The sequence below is a fragment of the Devosia yakushimensis genome, from assembly GCF_030159855.1.
Taxonomy (GTDB): Bacteria; Pseudomonadota; Alphaproteobacteria; order Rhizobiales; family Devosiaceae; genus Devosia; species Devosia yakushimensis.
Genome location: NZ_BSNG01000001.1, coordinates 1,594,353 through 1,615,755, shown reverse-complemented (window position 1 = coordinate 1,615,755; position 21,403 = coordinate 1,594,353). Strand labels below are relative to the sequence as shown.

The window sequence follows — 21,403 nt, the reverse complement described above, 5'->3', positions numbered from 1 at the left end:
GATCAGGACGGGGTCCGCGTGGACCGCAGCAGAAAGGCCGGTATGGGGCCATCATTGCCGAAAGGCGAGCTGGGGTCGATGCCCGATTCATCCGCTCGGGATTCGGCCGGACGGCGGCCGCGCCCGCGCGGCGGCTTGGCCTCCTCGCTGCGCTGCGGTTTTGCCGGCTGGGCCTCGACTGCTTCCGTCTGCTCGGCAGCCGGCCGCGCTCCTCTCCCGGGAGATTTGGGCGCGGGCTCGGCGCTTTCCACATCCGGGTTCGCCGCGGCTTTCTCGGCCGCCGGGCGTGGGCCACCGCGGCGCGAGCGGGCAGGGCGCTTCGGCTTGCTGTCCTCCGGCGCCTCTTCGGCCGCAGCAGGCGCCGCCCCGCCAGCAACCTCAAGCCATTCGATCGGCTTCTGGATCAGCTTGACGATGGCATCCAGGTGCTTGCCATCGGCCGGTCCCACCAGCGTATAGGCGACACCAGACCGGCCAGCACGGCCGGTGCGGCCAATGCGGTGCACATAGTCTTCGGCATGCACGGGCACGTCGAAATTGAACACATGGCTCACCGCGGGAATGTCGAGACCACGCGCAGCCACGTCGCTGGCCACCATCAGGGTCAGCTTATTGGCCCGGAAGGCATCGAGCGTTTCGGTGCGGCTCTTCTGGTCCATGTCGCCATGCAGCGCACCCACGCTATAGCCATGCCGCTCCAGCGAACGGGCGAGGGTCGCCACATCGCGCTTGCGATTGCAGAAGATAATGGCATTGGTCAGCCCCTCGGCCGCGTCGATCCGCGCCCGCAGCGCTTCGCGCTTGTCCTCGGGCTTGGACGACACCTTGACCAGTTTCTGATCGATCGTGTCGGCCGTCGAATTCTGCCGCGCCACTTCCAGCCGGATCGGGTCGCGCAGGAACTGGTTGACCAGCTTCTGCACTTCCGGCGGCATGGTGGCCGAGAACAGCAGCGTCTGCCGGCGCGCCGGCAAGAGACTGCAAATCTTCTTGATGTCGTCGATAAAGCCCATGTCCAGCATACGGTCGGCTTCGTCGATCACCAGGATGTCGACGCCGGTCAGCAGGATACGGCCACGGCCGAACAGGTCGAGCATGCGGCCGGGCGTGGCGATCAGCACATCGACGCCGCGATCCAGCTTCTTGATCTGGTCATCGAACGACACGCCGCCGATCAACAGCGCCATGCTCAGCTTATGGTTCTTGCCATATTTCTCGAAATTCTCGGCCACCTGCGCGGCAAGTTCCCGCGTCGGCTCCAGAATAAGAGTGCGCGGCATGCGTGCACGAGCGCGGCCGCTTTCCAGCAGCGTCAGCATCGGCAGCACGAACGACGCGGTCTTGCCCGTGCCAGTCTGGGCAATGCCGATAATGTCCTTCTTCTGCAGGACATGAGGAATGGCCTGCGCCTGGATTTCGGTAGGCTTGGTGTAACCCGCAGCCACCACCGCCTCGGTAACTTTGCTCGAAAGGCCCAGCCCGGAAAATTCGTCGGTCAAATTCAGTCGTTCCACTCAAAGCTGTTGCCCGATGCAGGATCCGCTCGAAACATTCAAGGCGGCGCACCGGGAAGAAGACCGCAAGGGACGCATGTCAGATCATGCGGTTTGCGTCAGCGGCGGGCTGGGAAGGCAATCACACAGACAGTCCGCACACGAGGCGGCCACGATACGCGAGAGCAACAAGTGCTGGTCGGCAAGAGTGGCCCTGAGGCACCTTCAGCAAAGGCGGACTGTGTCAGTAAAACCAGCCGTCAAGCCGGAAATGCTCCAGCGGCGCGGACCATAGCGCAAAGACCTTTCAAGTCAACGGCCTTGCAGGATTTAGCCTTAACTGCCCGCTTTGCAGCCGCATCCTAAATATCGAGATCGGTCACGAAGGCCGCATTCTCCTGGATGAACTCGAACCGGGCCTCCGGCCGGTTGCCCATCAGCCGGTCGACACTGATCTTGGTCGCATCGACCTCATCCAGAACCTTCACCTGCAATAGCGTCCGCGTCTTGGGCGACATGGTGGTTTCGCGCAAATGCGCATAGGGCATTTCGCCCAAGCCCTTGAAGCGGGTGATATCCACCTTGCTCTTGCCAGTGAATTCGGTCTCCATAAGCTCGTTCTTATGCGCATCGTCGCGGGCATAGAGCGTCTTGGGGCCCTGCGAAATGCGGTAGAGCGGCGGCAATGCCAGGAACAAATGCCCGCCATCGATGAGCTTGGGCATTTCCTGGAAAAAGAAGGTGATGAGCAGCGACGCGATATGGGCCCCGTCCACATCGGCGTCGGTCATGATGATGATCTTGTCATAGCGCAGATCGTCTTCGCGATAGCGGTCGCGCGTGCCGCAGCCCAGCGCCTGGATCATGTCGGCGATCAACTGGCTGGCCGCCATCTTCTCCCGGCTGGCGCCGGCGACATTGAGGATTTTGCCGCGCAGTGGCAGCACGGCCTGGCTGGCGCGGTTGCGCGCCTGCTTGGCGGAGCCACCGGCCGAGTCGCCTTCGACGATGAACAATTCCGCGCCCTGCGCCGCGCCCTGCGTGCAGTCGGCCAGCTTGCCCGGCAGCCGCAGCTTGCGCGTGGCGCTGGCCCGGTCGATCTCTTTTTCCTTGCGGCGCCGCAGGCGCTCCTCGGCCCGTTCGATCGCCCAGTCCAGAAGCTTCCCTGCCTGGTTGGGGGAGGCGGCCAGCCAATGATCGAAAGCGTCGCGCAGGGCTGTATCGACAATACGGGTCGCTTCGCCCGAAGCCAGCTTGTCCTTGGTCTGCCCGACAAATTCGGGCTCGCGTACAAAGACCGACAGCATGGCGCTGCAGCTGGCGAAGACGTCTTCGGCGGTCAGCGTCGCCGCCGCCTTGTTCTTGGTCAGCTCGGCATAATTCTTGAGGCCGCGCAGAATGGCCGTGCGCAAGCCCGTTTCATGCGTTCCACCATCAGGCGTCGGCACCGTATTGCAATAGGACGAGACCCCGCCATCGCCCAGCGTCCAGGCGATTGCCCATTCCACCGCGCCATGCGAACCAGCCTTGCCGCTATTGCCCGAAAAGATATCGTCGACAATGCGCGTCTCGCCATCGATCCGCGCGGTCATGAAGTCCCGCAGGCCATCGGGGTAGTGGAACACCGCCTTGGCCGGCGTTTCGTCGCTGGCAAGGCTGTCGTCACAGCTCCAGCGCAGCTCGACACCACCGAAGAGATAGGCTTTCGCCCGTGTCATGCGGAACAGGCGTGCCGCTGAGAACTTGGCCGTCTCGCCGAAGATCTGCGGATCGGGGTGGAAACGGGTGGTCGTGCCACGGCGATTGTTGACGCGGCCCAGCGCCACGATATCGCCCTGCGGAATGCCGCGCGAGAAGGTCATGCGGTAGAGCTGCTGCTCCCGCGCCACTTCCACCACCATGTCGTCCGATAGCGCATTGACCACCGAAACGCCCACGCCATGCAGGCCGCCAGAGGTTTCATAGGCCTTGGAATCGAACTTTCCGCCGGCGTGCAGGACAGTGTGGACGATCTCCAGGGTGGAGCGATTGGGGAATTTGGGGTGCTTTTCGACCGGAATGCCGCGGCCGTTATCGGTAACGGTAATGTAGCCGTCTTCACCCAGATGCACTTCGATGCGGCTGGCGTGGCCAGCAATGGCCTCGTCCATCGAATTGTCGATGACTTCGGCAAACAGGTGATGCAGCGCATTGATATCGGTGCCCCCGATATACATGCCCGGACGGCGGCGGACTGGCTCAAGTCCCTCCAGAACCTCAATATCTGCAGCCGAATAGCTCCCCGCCACCGGTGCCGCGGCGGGCGCGGGTTTGGGCGTTTCGGGCTTGCGAACGGGTTCGATGGGGCCGCCGAAAAGGTCGTCTGCCTGGGACAATGCACTACCTGTCTTAAAGCCCGAATCGGGCGATTTGCGCCTTTTAGCATATCTGATCGAAGCCGCATGCTCGTGCGGCATCGCTTGATTTGCCTTGAAATTCCACATGTCTGAACGGATTATGAATGGCGAGTTCGGTGCCGGTTCAGCCCAGTGCGCCTATGGCGGATCCGCTGGCGCGATCGCCGCGAACCGCAGGAGATGACCATGCGCAAGGTTGGGTTAGCCCTGCTTTCTGTCTTATTCATGGCCGGCGGATTGAGTGGCGCGGCCAATGCCCAGCCATCTTTCGGCTTCGGCATTCATTTCGGCGACGGCCCGGAGGATTTCCTGCCCGAGCGCCGGCTGTGCCAGACCGACCGGCAAATTCGCAATACCATCGCCGCCGCCGGCTATACCGATATCTCGCTCAACGTCCCCAATGACGAGTTGATCAAGGTGCGCGCCACCCGTGACGGCTGGGTCTATCAGCTCAATTACAATTATTGCCGCGCCTATATCAAAGAATGGATCAGGCTGCGGCCCGCCCGCTAAGCAAGATATCGGGACAAAACCGTCCCAAGATCGGGCGCTGGATTTACGTTCCGTTTGCTTCTTGAAAGCACTTTCTTAAACGCCCGCTGCTAAAACAGTGGACATACGGTTTTTGTTTGGAGTTGCCGTATGCGAGCCGACCGGGATCGTCGTTCTGCGTATCAAGCGAACCCAGCCGGCTCATCTATCGGCGTTTGGCCGCAAGCCGGATTTTCAGGTATTGCGTACCGGCTGGCCAGGCTGTCTGTCCCGCGTTTTGGGGCATTGACCATCGTTTCCGCCTTGTTTTATCTCATCTGACCGCCGCGAATTGATTTTTGCGGCGGCCGGGACTATTTGTCCCTTCAGTGTTCAACACCAGCGCCAAGGAGGGCTGCATGACATATTCGCGTCCGCATCGTCAGCGCGGCCCCGTCCAGGCCCTGTGGCATAAGCTGCAGGGCTGACCAGCGACTGGTTCTGACACTTCTTCCTGTCTCCCATTCTGGTTTGCCCTTCATGGCGGCGCGTTCAACGCGGCCGCGACGTGAATGCAAAAGGCGCGTATCCAATCCGGCGCCAGACCAGTGAGACGAAAATGGGCTCGATCAGCCTCCGCAATGCCGGCCTTACGGCAACCGACACACTCTTCAGCAAACTCGATGTCGTCATCGCCGATGGCGACCGCGTCGGTCTCGTAGCCGGCAACGGCAAGGGCAAGACCACGCTGCTGCGCGCCATAGCCGGGCAGGGGGAACTCACCGAGGGCGAAATCATCTGCTCGCGCGGCCTGCGCATCGGCTATGTCGAGCAGGACGTGCCCAAGGACATGCTGGATGTATCGCTCTACGACGCCGTGCTTGCCGTCCTGCCCGAGGGCGATCGCACGAGCGACAGCTGGCGCGTCGATGTGGTGCTGGCCGATCTCGAAGTGCCCGACGACCTCTGGCAAAAGCCCGTGCGCGAACTGAGCGGGGGCTGGCAGCGCATCGTACTTATTGCCCGTTGCTGGATCGCCGAGCCCGATGCCCTGCTGCTCGACGAGCCGACCAACCATCTCGATCTCGGCAAATTGCTGCTGCTGGAGAACTGGCTGGACCGGGCGGCCCGTAACATCCCGGTTATCATTGCCAGCCACGACCGGGCCTTTCTCGACGCCACCACCAATCGGACCCTGTTCCTGCGCCCGGGCACATCAGCCTATTTCCCGCTGCCCTACGGCAAGGCGCGGGCGGCGCTCGACGAGCTGGATGCCGCGGCCGAACTCAAGCGCGAACGCGACCTCAAGGAAGTCGACCGCCTGCGCCGGCAGGCTGCCAAGCTCACCAATATCGGCATCAATTCGGGCAGCGACCTGCTGACGGTCAAATCCAAATATCTGCGCGAGCGGGCCAGCAAGATCGAGGACAATCTCAACGAGCTGCACAAGGAACGCTCAGGCGATATCAAGCTCTCCAATAGCGGCACGCCGGCGCGGGTACTGCTGGCCATCGAAAATTTCGATGTGACCACGCCCGATGGCCGAAAACTGTTCCGCATCGACAAGCTGCATATCTTCCAGGGCGACCGCATAGTGCTGCTGGGGCGCAATGGCACGGGCAAATCGCAACTGATGGGACATCTCTATCGCGCCATGATTGGCGAGGAGGTGCCGGGCATTCGGGTCAGCCCGCAATTGAGCGTGGGCTATATCGATCAGGCCATGTCGCACCTGCCCAACAAGCTCTCCCCGCTCGCCTTCATCACCGGCCAATTCGACAATGGCGACCAGCGCAGCAAGAGCCTGCTGGCCGCCGCGGGCTTTCCGGTCGAAAAGCAGGACAAGCCGATCGCAACCCTGTCCTTCGGCCAGCGCACCCGGCTGGGCCTGCTGGCGCTCCGCCTGCGCCAGCCCAATTTCTACCTGCTGGACGAACCCACCAACCACGTGGACATCACCGGCCAGGAACAGCTCGAAAGCGAAATCCTGACCCATGGCGCGACCTGTATCCTGGTTTCGCACGATCGCAGTTTCGTCCGGGCGCTTGGCAGCCGCTTCCTGCAGATCGAGGGCAAACGGCTCAGGGAAGTGGATGACCCGGAGGGCTTTTTCGCTGCAACTGTGGCGGGGTAGGTGGCGGTTGGGTTGATGGACCCGGAGCACCTCCCCCTTTGATTGGGGGAGTGTTTACTTCGGACTTCTGCGGCTCCCATCACCCCACGCCTGCTTTTTCGCTGCAACGAAAAAGCTGACCTCCCTATCATGGGGAGGGAGGCGCAGGCTGAGGGCCCACGGCTCTTTCGTCTCCCTCCCCCTTGTGGGGATAAAGGGTGGGGACACATGCGCCCAAGATGGACCCTCTTGATGAGGGGGCCGTGAGTGTTTTGCTCCGACGCCATTTTTGTCCACGACGTCATTCCCGCGCAGGCGGGAATCCACTCTTCTGCACACGGACCATCGAAAGAATGGATTCCCGCCTGCGCGGGAATGACGTCGTGGGACATTGCAAAGTGACCCGGACCAGCCTCCTCGCAAGGGGAGCGATTGGTAGCTGGCCCTTCACCTTTCTCCCCCGCAGGCTCAGCTCAACACCACCACGTCATAGGCGTCGAGCTGGGGCAGCGTGAAGGACGTGTAGCCATTGCTTTTGAGGAGCGGCAGGCTGCGCCCACTGCTGGCAAGCCTGGCCGTGTCGAATTCCCCATGCAGCTCCACCCGGATCGCGCCCATGGGAATGGCGGGATGGAAGGCGACCTGCGCCGCGCCCGACAGGTTTACGAAATGCACCAATGTACGGTTGGCATGCGCCTGTTTTTGCAGCGTCAACTGCACCATGGGGTGGGCATTGGTGCGGATCTGCCGGCCGGCGGGCAGCAGATCGTCGATCAGGTCGGCGACGAGGCCCGAATGGAAGGCGTTGCTGGCGCGATAATAGAGGTCGCCGATGTCCCAGGGAATATAGGTCAGCCGGCCCTTGCCATAGCTGGCGCGATAGAGGCCGGGCTTGGCGGTATCGGTCAGCCCTTCCCCCACCATTTCCATCGGGTTGACCTTGGTGCGCGGCACGAGGGTCAGCGGCGCATCGTCATTGGCCTCAAGCTCCAGATAATCGCCATAGAAGAACAGGAGATCGGCATCCCTCAGCGAAGGCAGCAGGTTGCGGTCCCGCACGCGCCAATAGGAGGCCAGCGTCTCCTTGCGCGGCCATTGCCGCACGATTGCCGGCAGGTCGAGTTCCGGCTTTTCCGCACCGGCCGCCAATACCCGCCCGCCACCGCGCAGATAGGCGTCGAGCTGGGCCGGTGCCCGCCGGCTTGAAATCACCAGGTCGTAACGCCCCGGATCGGTATCGATCCAGCCGAGGTCGCGCGACAGCACGAAGGGAATATGGTTTTCCGTGAGCATCCGGAAAAAGCCGGCCATGGCCGTATTGCTGTTTTCCGGGCCGCTGCCCAATTCCAGGCTGTCGCGATAGCCGAAACCACCATTGCCCGGCGCCGTGCCATCAACCACCTTGCCCTGTCCGAACCGGAACAGCATCCGCGCCAGCGAGGGGCCGGGTTCATCAAGCAGCATGATGCGCGCCGCATTCTCCTGCCGCACATAGAGTTCGGCATTGGCCTTGTGGAATTTGAAAGCCGGGCGGGCACCGTTTTCGCCATTGCGGTCGAATTGCTCGTGATTGCCATTGACGAAGAGATAGGGGCCGGCGCCATTGGCCATGTTCTGGTAAGCGCGTGCCTCGCCATCGGGGGCCGAGCGATGCGCATAGCGCCAGCGGCCGTCGAGGAATGCGGCGTCATTGTTGAACTGCATGCGATCGGGATGCGCCGCCCGGGCCCTGTTGACGGTTTCACTGGCATCGTACAGCCAGAAGGCATGGGCTTCGGCTATGGGCGCGCTATGGGTTTCCGAATTGGTGGAATCGGCGTCCTTGCCCACCATGAAGTTGAAATTATGCGGCTTCTTGGCCTTGGCGAAGGCACGGATCTTGCTGGCCAATTGCCCGGCGCAGTCATTCATGAAGTCGATATATTGCGCGTCCGGCGTAAGGGGCAGCTCGGCGCCATATTTGTCCTTATAGAGCCGCTTGCAATTGTCGCACTGGCAGGGGCCGAAGGCATTGCGCTGGCCGCCGCCATAGTTGAAGAACATGCCATCGAGCGGATAACGCGTCAGCGCTTCGTCCATGATCTTGAAGATATGCTCCTGCATATAGCCGCCGTTGACGCACATCAGATGCGTGTCGTTCCAGAGCGGGGAATTGCCCTGGCTGTCGCGCTGCACCCAATCGGGGTGGGCCTCGATGATCGACTTGTCCTGGTTCACCGTCCATTCAAAGCGCGCCACGACATAGATGTCCCGGGCATGGGCCTTTTCGACGATCTCACCCACCAGATCACGGCCGGGCGGCAGCGAGGGCGCGCGGACATGAAAGGGGACTTCGGTGGGATAAAATGCGCCGATGCCGCCGGTAGGCAGGATGACGGCATTGACCTCCAGATCGACCAGTTTCTGCACAAAGGCATCGGTATCGACCGGCGCCTGATATTGATTGTAGAGAAACAGCGCCATGCGGATCGGCTCGTCGATCCACCACTGGCTGTTCTTGTCCGTCGCACGCTCGCTCATGTCACTTCCCACAGGTTTTTCCTGAGTTTCGAATGACAACTTTTACAAGTCAATGGGAAGTAGCGGGAAGTTGTTTTATTTATGCCGCGATAGCGCGAGCACGGTGCCGCCCGCGGCGATGACCAGGCATCCGGCAATGACGCCGGCCGTGGGCAATTGGCCAAAGAACCACCATCCCCAAAGGGCGGCGAAGACCAGCGAGGAATAGCCGACCGGCGCGAGCAGGCTGACGCTGGCGGCCATATAGCCCCGGATATTGAGATATTGTCCCAGAATGGCGAACGGCCCGAGGCAGAGCAGGGCGGCATTGACGGGGCCGGTGGAACGCCAGGTCAGCAGCGCGGGAATGAGCAGCAGGATGGCGCCGAAGAAATTGGCATGCGCCAGCGTAACCAGCGGCCGGTCGGACATGGCCAATATCTTGATGAAGACATGCTCGGTGGCCAGCAGGAGCGCGCCAACCGCCACGATGGAAGCGGGAAACAGGTAGCTGGCATCCAGCGTCGTGAAGGCCCCGCGGGCGGCCATGACAATGGCAGCGCCCGCAATGCAGGCCAGGGCGCCCGCGATACCCGGGCCGGGCAGGCGGTCGCGAAAGACGATATAGCCCAGGCCCAGGGTGAAAACCCCGCTCAACAGGCCGATCGCATTGGCGTCGACCAGCGGCATATGCGCATTGCCGAAGATGATGGCCGCACCGCCCAGCCCACCCGCCAATGCCCGCAAAGCCTGGCTCACGCGGTGTTCGCTCTGCATGCTGGCCCAGTTTCTGCCATTGAGCCCCGCGATGGCGCAGACCGTCAGCAGGCCACCGCAATAGCGCAGAAACATGATTTGCAGCGGCGAGGCCAGATCGCCGACGACGCGGCCTGATATGAAAATGAGCGAGAAAATTGCCGTTGCGGCAAGGACGCAAAGCACTGCGACGACATTGGTCCAGTCGCGCCGGCTCAGGGATGGGGATATGGACGTCATTGCACGCGCCCGCATTGTGCGCCAGGCCGCGCCCGCCCCATCCGATCCATGATCTATCTCCAGACTGTCACCAGGCCGCACTATGGGGAAAGCGTGCCGCCAAGACAAGTTTCACATCTTGAACAACTTGTTGTCGCAGCCACCTGGCGCATGCTAGATTGTTGCATAGACCGGTCGATGGAGGAAGAATGGCGATCGAGGAGCGCCCCCCTTATGTGCTTGAGCGAGGCCAGAGCCTGGCGGATGTCGTGCATGGCCAGATGCTGGCCTTGATCGACGATGGCAGCTGGTCGCCGCGCTCGCGCCTACCTTCGGAAACCGAACTGGCCCGGCGCTTCGGCATGTCGCGCCCGGTGATCCGGCAGGCCTTGGCCATGCTGCGCGACGCCGGGCTCATCCAGTCGCGCCAGGGCTCGGGCAGTTTCGTCATCGGCCCGCCCGATGCTGTCGAACAGCCACCCGAGCAGGTGCTGTTTCCGGCCATTGGCAGCATTGCCGATATCACCGCCTTCGTCTCCTTCCGCGAAGGCATGGAGGGGGAAATCGCGGCTACGGCGGCGCTCAACCGCAGCAAGGAGCAATTGGCGACGATCCTGGGCGTATTGGGACGCTTCCGGGAGAAGCGCGCGCTGGGGGAACGGCCGCAGGACGATTTTGCCTTCCACCTGTCGATTGCCCAGGCCACGGGCAATCCGTTTTACGTCAACAGCCTCACCTCGCTGCGCGAGCAGATGACGATGGGCATGGCGTTGATCTGGAATTTTTCGGCCGATCGGCCGGATTTCCGCGCCGTGGTGGCGGATCACCACGAGGCGATCTATGATGCCATCCGCCTTCAGGATGCCGAGGCGGCGCGCGATGCCATGCGGCGGCATCTCCGCTGGGCGGGCGCGCGGATTCTGCGCGGCGATGATGCGGAGGCGAACAAGATTTAAGCCCTGGCGGTCCCCGGACCGGCAGGTGCAGAAGTTCCCGTCACGGCGTCTGAAGAGGAGCAGCGTCATGATTCAGTCAAGCACCGATTGGCCGACATCTGGCCACCATTGCTTCGAATTCCGCATGGGGATCGAGGGCGAGGCGGCTGCGGCTGCCGCGCGGCATCGAACCGCCGACGATCTGATCCAGCTGGCCGACGTGGTCAGCAAGCTCGAAACGCTCGATGCCAGCAAGGAGCCCGGGCTGGAGGAGGATTACAATTTCCACCTCTGCGTCGCCCGGGCCTCGCAGAACAGCTTCTATTCCAGTGTCATCCAGGCCATTCGCGGCAATATTTTCGGTGGCATGCTGCTGGCGCGAACGACGTCCGGGCTGCGGACGGCCGAGAAGGTCGCTGCCATCAATGAGCAGCATCGCGCGATCTATGAAGCCATTGTCGCCAGCGACGCCGATCGCGCCCGCCAGGCCATGCGACACCATCTGCTGGCCTGCCGCAAATCGACCCGCCATTGGGACGCACGGGTCGGGTAACGGACCGGCACTGCCCGGAAGGCCGGGCAATGCCGATATCCATGCTTAGTCCTGCAATTGCACGATCACGAGATCGCGTTGCGGAATCGACACCGTGCCGGTGCCTGATGCCTTGCCCCAATAGGCCTTGCCATAGACGGCCGGCCTGCCGTCGACGGCAATATCGACGCTCGCCGCTTCGCGCAGCGGATTGAGCACCCACAGAACCTTGCGGCCATCGGCCTCGTGCAACCTGGCCTGCAGGCGATTGTCCGAGATCGAAACGCGTTGCTTTTTGCCGGCCCAGGCGAGAATGGCGGCGAAATAGGCTTTGCCGGTGTCTTCGCTTTTCTGGAAATAGCCGATGCCCGGATGGGTGCCGACCAATAATGTACGTCCGGAACCATGCCTATGTTCGGCAATGGCGATACGGCCATCGGCGAAGCGCCCGCGTTCGGTCGCCCCTTCAAGCGTATAGGATTGGAGGAACCCCCCGCCGCGTATCGTTTTGCCCTCGAAGTCAAAGGCGATCTTGTCGCCCAGATCGGGCATGAACTCGACCTCGTGCTCCCTGACGCCGAAAACCGCGTCGAGCCCGTTATGCGGCTGGACCGTGCCGACCTTGCCGCGATCGCCGAAATAGCCTGGCGTGGCTTCGCTGATCAGCGTGCCGCCCCCTGCCACCCAGGCGGCGATGGCCTTGGCCGTCTCGGTGGTCATCGAAATGGGGTAGGGCGCGTACAAGGAATTGTACTTGGCAATATCCTCGATATGCACCCAATCGGCCTGGATGCCATTGTCGAAGAAGCCGCGATAGACGCCCCACATGGCCTGGCGATAGGTTTCGGGCATATGGTTGCGATTGAGCAGATAGTCCCAGGCCTGCGCTTCGGGAATGACCAGAATGCCGATATCGCCTTGCACCGGCCGGGCCTCGAACAGGCTCTGCTGGGCATCGTCATTGGCCCATTTGGCGATGGCACTGGCCATGTCCGAACGCGGCGTGCGGCTGCCATCCATGCCATAGGAGCCGAAAGCGCCGAACAGCGGTCCGTCAAGCAGCGGCCGGTAGCGCAGGTTCAATACACCCGTGGCGCCTGCGGCAAAGGAAGTCATGGTCAGTAGCCGCACATCCTCGGGTTCCATCACCCGGCCGTCTTCCTTTTCGTGGCCGAGCACCTGCGGCTGCATCCACAGTGGACCGCCCGGGCGTTCGGCATGCCACCATTTTTTGCCGCGCGAGGCCGAGCGGGTCAGGTCCGGCCCGAAAAAATTCTGCCAGGGCTTGAAGCCGCGGCGGCTCGGCACCCAGGTCAGCCCGTAGAGTTCAACCTTGGAGGCGGCCAGCCAGTCGTCGCTGCCGTGCGACGACATATGCTGGATGGCGCCGGCCACGCCATGGGCGGCGATCAGGCAATCCTTGTCGACGGCGCGGATCGTGTCGATCTTCCACTGCATGTCGCCGTAATAATGCTGGCGCTTGAATTCCAGCCAATCGAGGTTTTCGGGGTAGGGGCCCACGTCATGGGGCGGCTCGACATCGTCCCATTCAGCGTGGGAATAGCGATACCAGGCCTGGCTCAACGCTTCGAGATCACCATATTTGGCCTTGAGCCAGGTGCGGAACGCGGCCTTGGTATAGTCGTTGAAGTCGATATCCTCGGCATAATTGACCTCGTTCCAGATGTCATAGCCGAGCAGGCCCGGATGCCCCTTGTAGCGCGTCGCCATGGTGGTGAGGAAAGCCCCGACGGCTTGCTTCACCTCGGGACAATTATAGGTGAGCGCGCCGCTGCCGGCGCCGTTATGAGAGAATCCCCCGGTTGCCGAGCTGCCACCCATGATGGTCGTCATGACCGAGCCATCGGCCCGGATCTGGCGGGCATGAGCGAATTTGCGATAGGCCCAGTCCGGCGTGGTCTGGGTCATTTCGGCGATGACGGTCACCATGCCGTTCTTGGCTGCAAGGTCGAGCTGGCGGTCGAATTCGTCCCATTCATAATAGCCCGGCCGCCGCTCGATTGCGGACCACATGAACCAGTGGCGGAAGACATTGAGCCCGTCTTCGGCGGCGATGCCATAGTCCCGCTCCCAATCCGGCTTGGGCGGGTTGGACTTGCGGAAATACACGGCGCCATAGGGCACTTTGGGCAATCTATCGAGTGGCATTGTTGTTCCTCCAGACAAAATGAGACTGCATGGCGCCGCGGCGGCGCCATTGAAAATGCTGATATTTATCGCCGCTTAGGCTGTGGCGCTGGACAGTGCTTCGAGCGTGCGGATCAGCCCGGAATGGTCCTTGTCGCCATCGCCCTGGGCCAGGGCCGCCGACATCAGCTGCGCGGTTGTGGCGGTATTGGGCAAAGCCAGTTCGAGGCTTTTGGCGGCGTCGAGCGCCAGCGCCAGGTCTTTGCGATGCAGGCGGATGCGGAAGCCGGGATCGAAGGTGCGATTGTTCATGCGCTCGCCATGCACTTCGAGAATGCGTGAGGCGGCAAACCCACCCATCAGCGCCTCGCGCACCTTGACCGGATCGGCGCCGGCGCGGGTGGCGAACAGCAGGGCCTCGGCCACAGCCTGAATGGTGAGACCGACAATGATCTGGTTGGCGACCTTGGCGGTTTGGCCGTCGCCGACCTCGCCGACCCGGTTGATGTTCTTGCCCATCAGCTCGAAAAGCGGTCTCGCCCGCTCGAATGCCTCCTGGCTACCACCGACCATGATGGTCAGCGCGGCATTTTTTGCGCCCACTTCGCCGCCCGAGACCGGCGCATCGAGATAGTCGCCACCCTTGGCTTTGACGCGGGCGGCGAAGTCCTTGGTGGATACCGGGGAAATGGAGCTCATGTCGATGACCAGCGCGCCCGGCGCGATAGCTTCGGCAATGCCACCCTGGCCAAATAGCACGGCCTCGACATCGGGCGTGTCGGGCAGCATGAGGATAACGATTTCGGCGCCTTTGACGGCCTCCTGTGCCGTCGCGGCGGCGCGCGCTCCGGCATCGACAAGATGCTGGGAGATTGGCTTGACGCGATTGACCGCGACGTCGTGTCCGGCAGCGATCAAGTGTGCGGCCATGGGGCGCCCCATGACGCCCAGTCCGATAAAGCCGATCTTCATGGCCTAGTTCTCCTTGCGGTAGGGATTCATCCAGCCCAGGCCCTGGCTTGTGCCGGCGCTCGGCTTGTATTCGCAGCCGACCCAGCCGGCATAGCCGAGCCGGTCCAGCGCCGCGAAGATGAAGGGGTAGTTGATTTCGCCCGTACCCGGCTCGTTGCGGCCGGGATTGTCGGCGATCTGCACATGGCCGATCCGATTCTTGAGCCGCTCGAAGGTCGGGATCAGGTCACCCTGCATGATCTGCATGTGGTAGAAATCGTACTGGATCTTGAGATTGTCCGACGTCACCTTGGCCATGATCCGCTCGGCATGCTCGGTCGTGGACAGGTGGAAGGTTGGCATGTCGCGGCGATTGATCGGCTCGATGACCAGCGCGATCCCGGCATCGGCCAGCCTTGGGGCGGCATAGGCGAGATTGTCGATAAACGTCCAATCCAGGTGATTGGGATCGCTGCCAGCGGGCGCAAGGCCAGCGAGGCAATTCACCGTCGGGCAATCGAGAGCCTTGGCGTAGTCGATGGCGGTATCGATCCCCAGGCGGAACTCGTCGACGCGGTCCGGCAGGCAGCCGATACCACGCTCGCCAGCGGCCCAATTGCCGGCAGGCAGGTTGAACAGCGCCTGGGCAATGCCTGCCTGCTTGAGCGCGGCGGCAATCTCCTGCTTGTCATATTCGTATGGCGACACATATTCGACCGCCCCGAAGCCATCCCGGGCGGCCTGTGCGATCCGCTCGAGAAAGGGCAGGTCCTGATACAGAAACGATAGATTGGCGGCAAACCTGGGCACGAAACAGTCCTCTTAACCTGTGAAGCGCGTGCGGTGCAGCATGCGCTTATTGCGGGGGTCGGGGTTGGGAACGGCGGAGATGAGGCTCTGCGTATACGCCTGTTTGGGCGTGGTGCAGATCTCCTCGGTGGGGCCGATTTCAACCAGCTTGCCCCGGTGCATCACGCCCACACGGTCGCAGAAATAGCGGACAACCGAAATGTCGTGCGAGATGAAGATGAAACTCAGCCCCAGCCGCTTCTGAATGTCGAGCAGCAGATCGAGCACCTGGCTGCGGATCGACACATCCAGCGCCGCCGTCGCCTCGTCGGCAATGATGATCTTGGGGTCGAGCGCCAGCGCCCGGGCAATGCCGATGCGCTGCCGCTGGCCGCCCGAAAAGGCGTGCGGATAGCGTTCGCGCGTCGCCGGATCGAGCCCCACCAGTTCGAGCAGTTCGCAAACCCGCTGATCGATGGCCTTGCCATTCATGGTGCCGGAAACCACCAGCGGATCGCCCACAATGTCCCGCACCGTCATGCGCGGATTGAGCGAGGCAAAAGGGTCCTGAAAGACCAGCCGCACCTGGCGGTGAAACGTCCGCAATTGCGATTTGGAGAGTGCAGTCACCTCCATCGGGCGCTTCTCGTCATTGAAGCTCACAGTGCCCGAACTGGGCTCGACGATGCGCAACAGCATGCGCCCAAGCGTGGTCTTGCCCGAGCCGCTTTCCCCCACAATGCCGAGATTTTCGCCGGCCCGCAGATCAAAGCTCACATCATCGACAGCCTTGATCGCGAAATTATTGCCGCCGAACCAGGCGGTGGATGCACCATAGACCTTGGTGAGATTGCGCGCGGAGAGCAGCACCGGCGCTTCCGGGCGCGTTTCGCGGCTTGCCGACCGGCGGTTCTGTTCCAGCTTGACCGTGGAATTGAGCAGGCGCCGCGTATAGGCGTGCTTGGGGTCATGGAAGATGTCATCCACGCTGCCGAATTCGACGATCCGGCCGTAATGCATCACCGCCACGTCGTCGGCCACCTCGGCCACCACGCCCATATCGTGGGTGATCAGCAGCATGGCCATACCGCGGCTGACCTGCAGGCGCTTGATGAGATCGAGAATTTCGGCCTGGGTGGTCACGTCCAGCGCCGTGGTCGGCTCGTCCGCGATCAGGATTTCCGGATCGGCCGCCAAGGCCATGGCGATCATTGCGCGCTGGCGCATGCCGCCGGAGAATTCAAACGTATAGCGGTCGATCATCTTGTCGGGATTGGGAATTTCGACCTGCCGCAACAAGTCGATGGTCTCGGCCCGCGCCTCGGCCTTGCTCATCTTGCGATGGAGCCGCAGCGCCTCGACGATTTGCGAGCCGATGGTGTGGACCGGGGAAAGCGAACTCATCGGCTCCTGAAAGATCAGACCAATGCGGCCGCCGCGAATGGCCAGCAATTGGCGGCTGCGCTCATCGAGGCCGGCAATATCGATCGGCCCCTTGGGATCGTCGAGCAGGATGCGGCCACCGGCAATGCTGCCATTGCCGTCGATGATGTGCATGAGGGCGCGAGCCGTGACGCTCTTGCCTGACCCGCTTTCGCCCACAAGGCACAATGTCTTGCCGCGTCGCAGCTGGAAGCTGACATTGCGGGCCGCATGCAGCACCTCGGTCCGCAGGCGAAAATCGAGACTGAGGTCCTGCACATCGAGCACGATGTCGCTCTTGTCCATATCGTCACTTGCTGGATTGAGCATCAGATCAACTTTCATAGGGGTCAGCGGCATCGCGCATGCCGTCTCCGAGGAAGTTGTAGGCAAGCACGGTGATCACCACGGCGCCGGCCGGCCAGATCAATTGCCAGGGCGCATTGGCGATGGTGCGGACATTCTGCGCCTCCTGCAGCAGCACGCCCCAGCTGACGATCGGCGCCTTGAGCCCGATGCCGAGAAAGCTGAGAGCGGTCTCCGCAACGATCATGGTGGGCAGGGCCAGCGTCACCACGGCCAGGATATGGCTGGTGAGCGAGGGCAGGATATGGCGGAAGATGACGCGCCGCTCGGTCGAGCCGTCGAGCTTGGCGGCCGTCACGAAATCCTCGCCGCGCAGGGCATAGAAGCGGCCACGTACCTCGCGCGCCAGGCCCGTCCAGCCGAACAGCGACACGATCAATGTGATGACAAAGTAGACGGTCAATGGCGACCAGGTGAGCGGGATCGCCGCCGCGAGGCCCAGCCAGAGCGGAATGGTGGGCATGGAGGATATGACCTCGATGACGCGGGCAATCAGCGCATCGACCGCGCCGCCGTAAAAGCCGGCCAGCGAGCCCAGGGTGACGCCCAGGCAGAGGCTAATGCAGACGCCAAGCAGCCCGATCGACATGGAAATGCGCGTGCCATGGATCAACCGGCTCAGCAGGTCGCGGCCAAGCCGGTCGGTGCCCAATAGATACATGGTGTCGGTGGATTTGAGCGGTCCGACCAGGTGACGGTCGGCGGGGATCAGGCCCCACAGCTTATAGGCCGGACCCTTGACGAAGAATCCCACCGGCACGACGACACTTTCGTCGGGCACATAGCTGCGCCGCAGGGAAGCAGGGTCGACCTCCATCGTATAGCCCGTCACATGCGGCTGGAAGCTGCTGGTGCCGTCCTCATTGGTCGTGAACAGCCGCAATTGCTGCGGCGGCGCATTGGTGAATTGCGGCTTGGACGTATCGGGCAGGGCAGGAGCCAGGAATTCGGCAAAGAGCCCGATCAGCGCCATGATGATGATCACCATGCCCGAGGCGAGCGCCAGTTTGTTGCGGGCGAATTTGTGCCAGATCAGGTTCCACTGTCCGGCCACCGCCAGCTGGCTATTGTCGCGCCTGGCCTTGATGGGCGTTACGGCTGGCCCGGTTTCGGGGTCGCCATCGATGAAGGTATGGACTGTCATCAGGTAAACCGGATTCGAGGATCGAGAAGGGCGAGCAGCAGGTCCGATACCAGCATGCCGATGAGGGTGAGCACGCCCATGAGCAGGATGAAGCTGCCGGCCAGGTACATGTCCTGGCTGACCAGCGCCCGCAGCAGCAGCGGCCCGGCAGTGGGCAGATTGAGCACGATGGCGGTGATGGTGACCCCCGAAACCAGTTCAGGCAGCACCCAGCCGATGGCTGAGACGAAGGGGTTGAGCGCGATGCGCACCGGATATTTGATCACCGCCCGATGCTCGGGCAGGCCCTTGGCCTTGGCGGTGATCACATAAGGCTTGCGCAATTCGTCGCTGAGATTGGCGCGCAGCACGCGGATCATGGCGGCCGTGCCCGAGGTACCGATCACGATGATGGGGATCCACAAATGGCTGAGCAGGTCCACGAACTTGCCCCAGCTCCAGGGCGCATCGACATATTGCTGGCTGAACAGCCCACCCACGCTCTGGCCGAAATAGCGGTAGCTCAGATACATCAGGGTCAGCGCCAGGATGAAGCTGGGCACGGCAAGGCCGATAAAGCCGATAAAGGTGAAGACATAATCGCCCACCGAATGGCGGCGCATGGCCGAATAGATGCCGATGGGCAGCGAGACGGCCCAGACAAAGAGCAGCGACGCAACCGAGATACCCAGGGTTGAACCCATGCGATCCCAGATCAGCTCAGAGACCGGCCGGTTCCATTCGAAGGAATGGCCGAAATCGCCGCGGAACAGGATGCCTCCGATCCATTTGAGATATTGCAGCCATACCGGGTCGTTGAAGCCATAGGCTTCGCGCAGACGCTCGATCTGGCGCGGATCCACATTGGCGCCCGAATCCTGCATGGAGGCGATCATTGAGGTCACATAGTCCCCGGGCGGCAATTGGATGATCAGGAAGGCGATCAGGGACAACCCGAACAGTGTCGGGATCATGTAGAGCAGCCGCTTGATGATATATTGGAGCATGGCAGGCTCAGCTCCAATCGATCTGGATAGCGTCCAGCGTTGCCAGTTCCGCCAGCGTTACCGTGACTCGCCCACCGGCGCTTTGATGCCTCATGCTTTCACCAGTCGAGCCCAGCCGCACCTGATCGACGGAGCGTCCCTGGGGAATGGCGATGGAGAGCGTGATGGGGCCGATGGGGAAGACCTCGCGGATCGGCCCTTTCATCATCATCGGATTGGTCAGGTTGTTGACCAGAACGACTAGCCTGTCCTCGCTCTTGCGCAGAGCGATATCGATGACGCCCTTGGCCTCCACCTCCACATCGACCCGCTTGCCGAGCGCCCAGTGCACGCTATTGGCGATCAACCGGCCATGGTCGCCGGCCAGCACTTGCCAGAAGGTGGCCCCGATATTCCAGGGAATATAGACCGTGCGCCCGCCACCCTCGTGCTGGCGTGCAATGACCGCGGCGCCGCGCGGTTCCTCGCGCGGATAGACCTCCTCCATCGGCAGGTCGGGGAAATCAGGCACATAAAGGAAGGGTTGCTCGGCGCCGTTTAGGGCTTCGACGCCCATGAGATGGGTGCCCCCGATAATGCGCTCGGCGCCATCATAGCCCTGGTTGATGGGATGCTCGCCATTGAGCGAGACATAGGTATTTTTGACCGGACCACGCGCCGGACTGGTGACGCGATAGCCCAGCAGGTCCGCCAAAGCAGGCGTTGCGCGGGGGCTGTTGTCCGCCTGGCGCGTGCCCGTTTCGAAAGCGGCCACCAGCGAACCACCACGGGCGACAAAGCCCTTGAGCATGTCGACCTGTTCGTCGGAAAGGCAGGTCGAATTGCACAGGACCAGCACCTTGAACTGGTCGAGCCGCTCCGGCGTCATCTGCGCGTCCGACACCATTTCAAAGGGTAGTCGCGCCTCGACAAGGGCGTGGTAGAAGCCCAGTTCATGGCTCTCTGCTTCCTTGCGTGACCACATATCGTGGTGGCGCAGGCTGGTAGTGGGATCGAGTATGGCGATCTCGGCATCCGGCTGCGTGCTCAAAACCAGGGGTTCGAGCTTTTCCTGCAAATGGAAGCTGTCGATGATCGGCTGCACCCAGCGCTGGTCCGGCACCACGCCATTGAACTTGGTGAACCAAGGCAGCATGCCATGCACCGTGCCACTATTGGTCCAGGCCTCGATTTCGGGGCCCAACGTCACGCTGTCCTTCCAGCGATAGACCTCCTCCGGCCCGATCGAGGTGATCAGCACGGCCGGCCGGTCGGGGAAGGTGGCGCGCATGCGCTTGCCGTTGCGGCCCGACATCCAGACCGGCTCGGTGCCGCGGCGCCCCTGATCGTCGACGCACAGAAAGGGGCAATAGGTCTTGATGATTTCCTGGTCGAAATCCATCAGCGACACGCCGCCCATATTGGGAATGAAACTGGTATGGGGCTTGATCGCCTTCATCACCGCGTCCCATTCCACGACGAGGCGGGTCAGCACATCGCGGCGCCAGTCGTTCCAGGCGCGCCAGGATGGATCCTCGCTGTCGCTCGAGCGCGGCAGGTCATGGCCCGATGCGGCCTTGAAATTGCTCTTACAGGCCTCGCAATAGCAGATGCCATGGCCCTGCCAGCGATTGGCGAAGATCGCGTCGATATCGTAATTGGCGGTGATTTCCCGCAGTACGTCGGGCATGAATTTGAAATTGTAGTCCGAATAGGCGCAGGTCACCCAGACATCGGAAAAGGCCCAGTGCCGCATCGGCGCGCCGTCCTTGTCGACCATGACCCATTCGGGATGAGCGTCCGCGGCGTCCTGGTGGATGGCGTGCGGATCGACGCGCGCCATGACATGCATGCCCAATTGCCGTGCCCCATCGACAAGCTGACCAAAGGGGTCGGTGTCGCCGAGATGCTTGCTGACATAGTGATAGGGAACCTTGCTGGGGTAATAGGCGATATAGCCTCCCGCGCTCAGACAGGTTGCGTTCGAATGCGTCCGCTTGAAGATGTCGATCCAGTACTCGGGGTCGAAACGGATCGGATCGTCCTCGACCAGGGTGAGCTGGGTCCAGCGCGTGGCGGACTTATACCAGGTCGAGCTTCTGAGGTCGGGCGTGGATTTGGCGTCGAGGTGTAACATCATCGTCTCGCGGTGCGCGTTTCACGGGACGCAGGCCCGGGGGCCCGCGTCTGGGAAGCATCATCAA

General features: G+C 62.2%; 15 protein-coding genes. 4 read left to right on the top strand and 11 right to left on the bottom strand.

All coding sequences use genetic code 11. The features are described 5' to 3' along the window. Nucleotides 1–2: 2 nt before the first annotated feature. Nucleotides 3–1,499, bottom strand: a complete 1,497-nt coding sequence (locus QQL79_RS07940; RefSeq protein ID WP_284389619.1) for a DEAD/DEAH box helicase — start codon at nucleotides 1,497–1,499, stop codon at nucleotides 3–5. A 356-nt stretch (nucleotides 1,500–1,855) separates the two neighbouring features. Next, a complete protein-coding gene (gene parE / locus QQL79_RS07935) occupies nucleotides 1,856–3,868 on the bottom strand; it encodes a DNA topoisomerase IV subunit B (protein ID WP_284389618.1) in 2,013 nt (670 codons plus the stop codon). A 207-nt stretch (nucleotides 3,869–4,075) separates the two neighbouring features. Between parE and QQL79_RS07930 the strand changes: the two genes are divergently transcribed. Together QQL79_RS07930 and QQL79_RS07925 are read left to right on the top strand one after the other, a co-directional pair. Continuing rightward, complete coding sequence (locus tag QQL79_RS07930; RefSeq protein ID WP_284389616.1) at nucleotides 4,076–4,402, top strand: hypothetical protein; 327 nt, start codon at nucleotides 4,076–4,078, stop codon at nucleotides 4,400–4,402. Between the two features lie 577 nt (nucleotides 4,403–4,979). Further along, complete coding sequence (locus tag QQL79_RS07925) at nucleotides 4,980–6,494, top strand: ATP-binding cassette domain-containing protein (protein WP_284389613.1); 1,515 nt, start codon at nucleotides 4,980–4,982, stop codon at nucleotides 6,492–6,494. Nucleotides 6,495–6,941: 447 nt separating this feature from the next. Here the strand turns inward: QQL79_RS07925 and QQL79_RS07920 are convergent, their stop codons facing one another. Both QQL79_RS07920 and QQL79_RS07915 read right to left on the bottom strand, forming a co-directional pair. Then, nucleotides 6,942–8,993 carry a family 10 glycosylhydrolase gene (locus tag QQL79_RS07920; protein WP_284389611.1) on the bottom strand — a complete coding sequence of 684 codons (2,052 nt, stop codon included), beginning with the start codon at nucleotides 8,991–8,993 and terminating at the stop codon, nucleotides 6,942–6,944. A 75-nt stretch (nucleotides 8,994–9,068) separates the two neighbouring features. Further along, complete coding sequence (locus QQL79_RS07915; protein ID WP_284389607.1) at nucleotides 9,069–9,968, bottom strand: DMT family transporter; 900 nt, start codon at nucleotides 9,966–9,968, stop codon at nucleotides 9,069–9,071. A 188-nt stretch (nucleotides 9,969–10,156) separates the two neighbouring features. Between QQL79_RS07915 and QQL79_RS07910 the strand changes: the two genes are divergently transcribed. After that, nucleotides 10,157–10,903, top strand: coding sequence for a FadR/GntR family transcriptional regulator (locus tag QQL79_RS07910; protein WP_284389605.1), 747 nt, complete (start codon nucleotides 10,157–10,159; stop codon nucleotides 10,901–10,903). 67 nt (nucleotides 10,904–10,970) lie between these two features. Beyond that, on the top strand, nucleotides 10,971–11,435 hold the full coding sequence (locus QQL79_RS07905) for a FadR/GntR family transcriptional regulator (RefSeq protein WP_284389603.1): 465 nt from the start codon (nucleotides 10,971–10,973) through the stop codon (nucleotides 11,433–11,435). Nucleotides 11,436–11,480: 45 nt separating this feature from the next. Here the strand turns inward: QQL79_RS07905 and QQL79_RS07900 are convergent, their stop codons facing one another. From QQL79_RS07900 to QQL79_RS07870, 7 genes are all read right to left on the bottom strand, one after another. Next, a complete protein-coding gene (locus tag QQL79_RS07900; RefSeq protein ID WP_284389601.1) occupies nucleotides 11,481–13,583 on the bottom strand; it encodes a beta-galactosidase in 2,103 nt (700 codons plus the stop codon). A gap of 75 nt (nucleotides 13,584–13,658) precedes the next feature. Then, nucleotides 13,659–14,534 (bottom strand): 2-hydroxy-3-oxopropionate reductase, encoded by an 876-nt coding sequence (locus tag QQL79_RS07895; RefSeq protein ID WP_284389599.1) that lies wholly within the window; start codon nucleotides 14,532–14,534, stop codon nucleotides 13,659–13,661. A gap of 3 nt (nucleotides 14,535–14,537) precedes the next feature. Continuing rightward, on the bottom strand, nucleotides 14,538–15,323 hold the full coding sequence (gene otnI / locus QQL79_RS07890) for a 2-oxo-tetronate isomerase (protein WP_284389598.1): 786 nt from the start codon (nucleotides 15,321–15,323) through the stop codon (nucleotides 14,538–14,540). A gap of 12 nt (nucleotides 15,324–15,335) precedes the next feature. Next, complete coding sequence (locus tag QQL79_RS07885; protein WP_370461191.1) at nucleotides 15,336–17,054, bottom strand: ABC transporter ATP-binding protein; 1,719 nt, start codon at nucleotides 17,052–17,054, stop codon at nucleotides 15,336–15,338. Nucleotides 17,055–17,058: 4 nt separating this feature from the next. Next, complete coding sequence (locus QQL79_RS07880) at nucleotides 17,059–18,234, bottom strand: ABC transporter permease (protein WP_284389597.1); 1,176 nt, start codon at nucleotides 18,232–18,234, stop codon at nucleotides 17,059–17,061. After that, nucleotides 18,234–19,220 (bottom strand): ABC transporter permease, encoded by a 987-nt coding sequence (locus tag QQL79_RS07875; RefSeq protein ID WP_284389595.1) that lies wholly within the window; start codon nucleotides 19,218–19,220, stop codon nucleotides 18,234–18,236. The genes QQL79_RS07880 and QQL79_RS07875 overlap by 1 nt, the downstream gene beginning before the upstream one ends. A 7-nt stretch (nucleotides 19,221–19,227) precedes the next feature. Then, on the bottom strand, nucleotides 19,228–21,336 hold the full coding sequence (locus QQL79_RS07870) for a family 10 glycosylhydrolase (protein ID WP_370461190.1): 2,109 nt from the start codon (nucleotides 21,334–21,336) through the stop codon (nucleotides 19,228–19,230). Nucleotides 21,337–21,403: the final 67 nt, after the last annotated feature.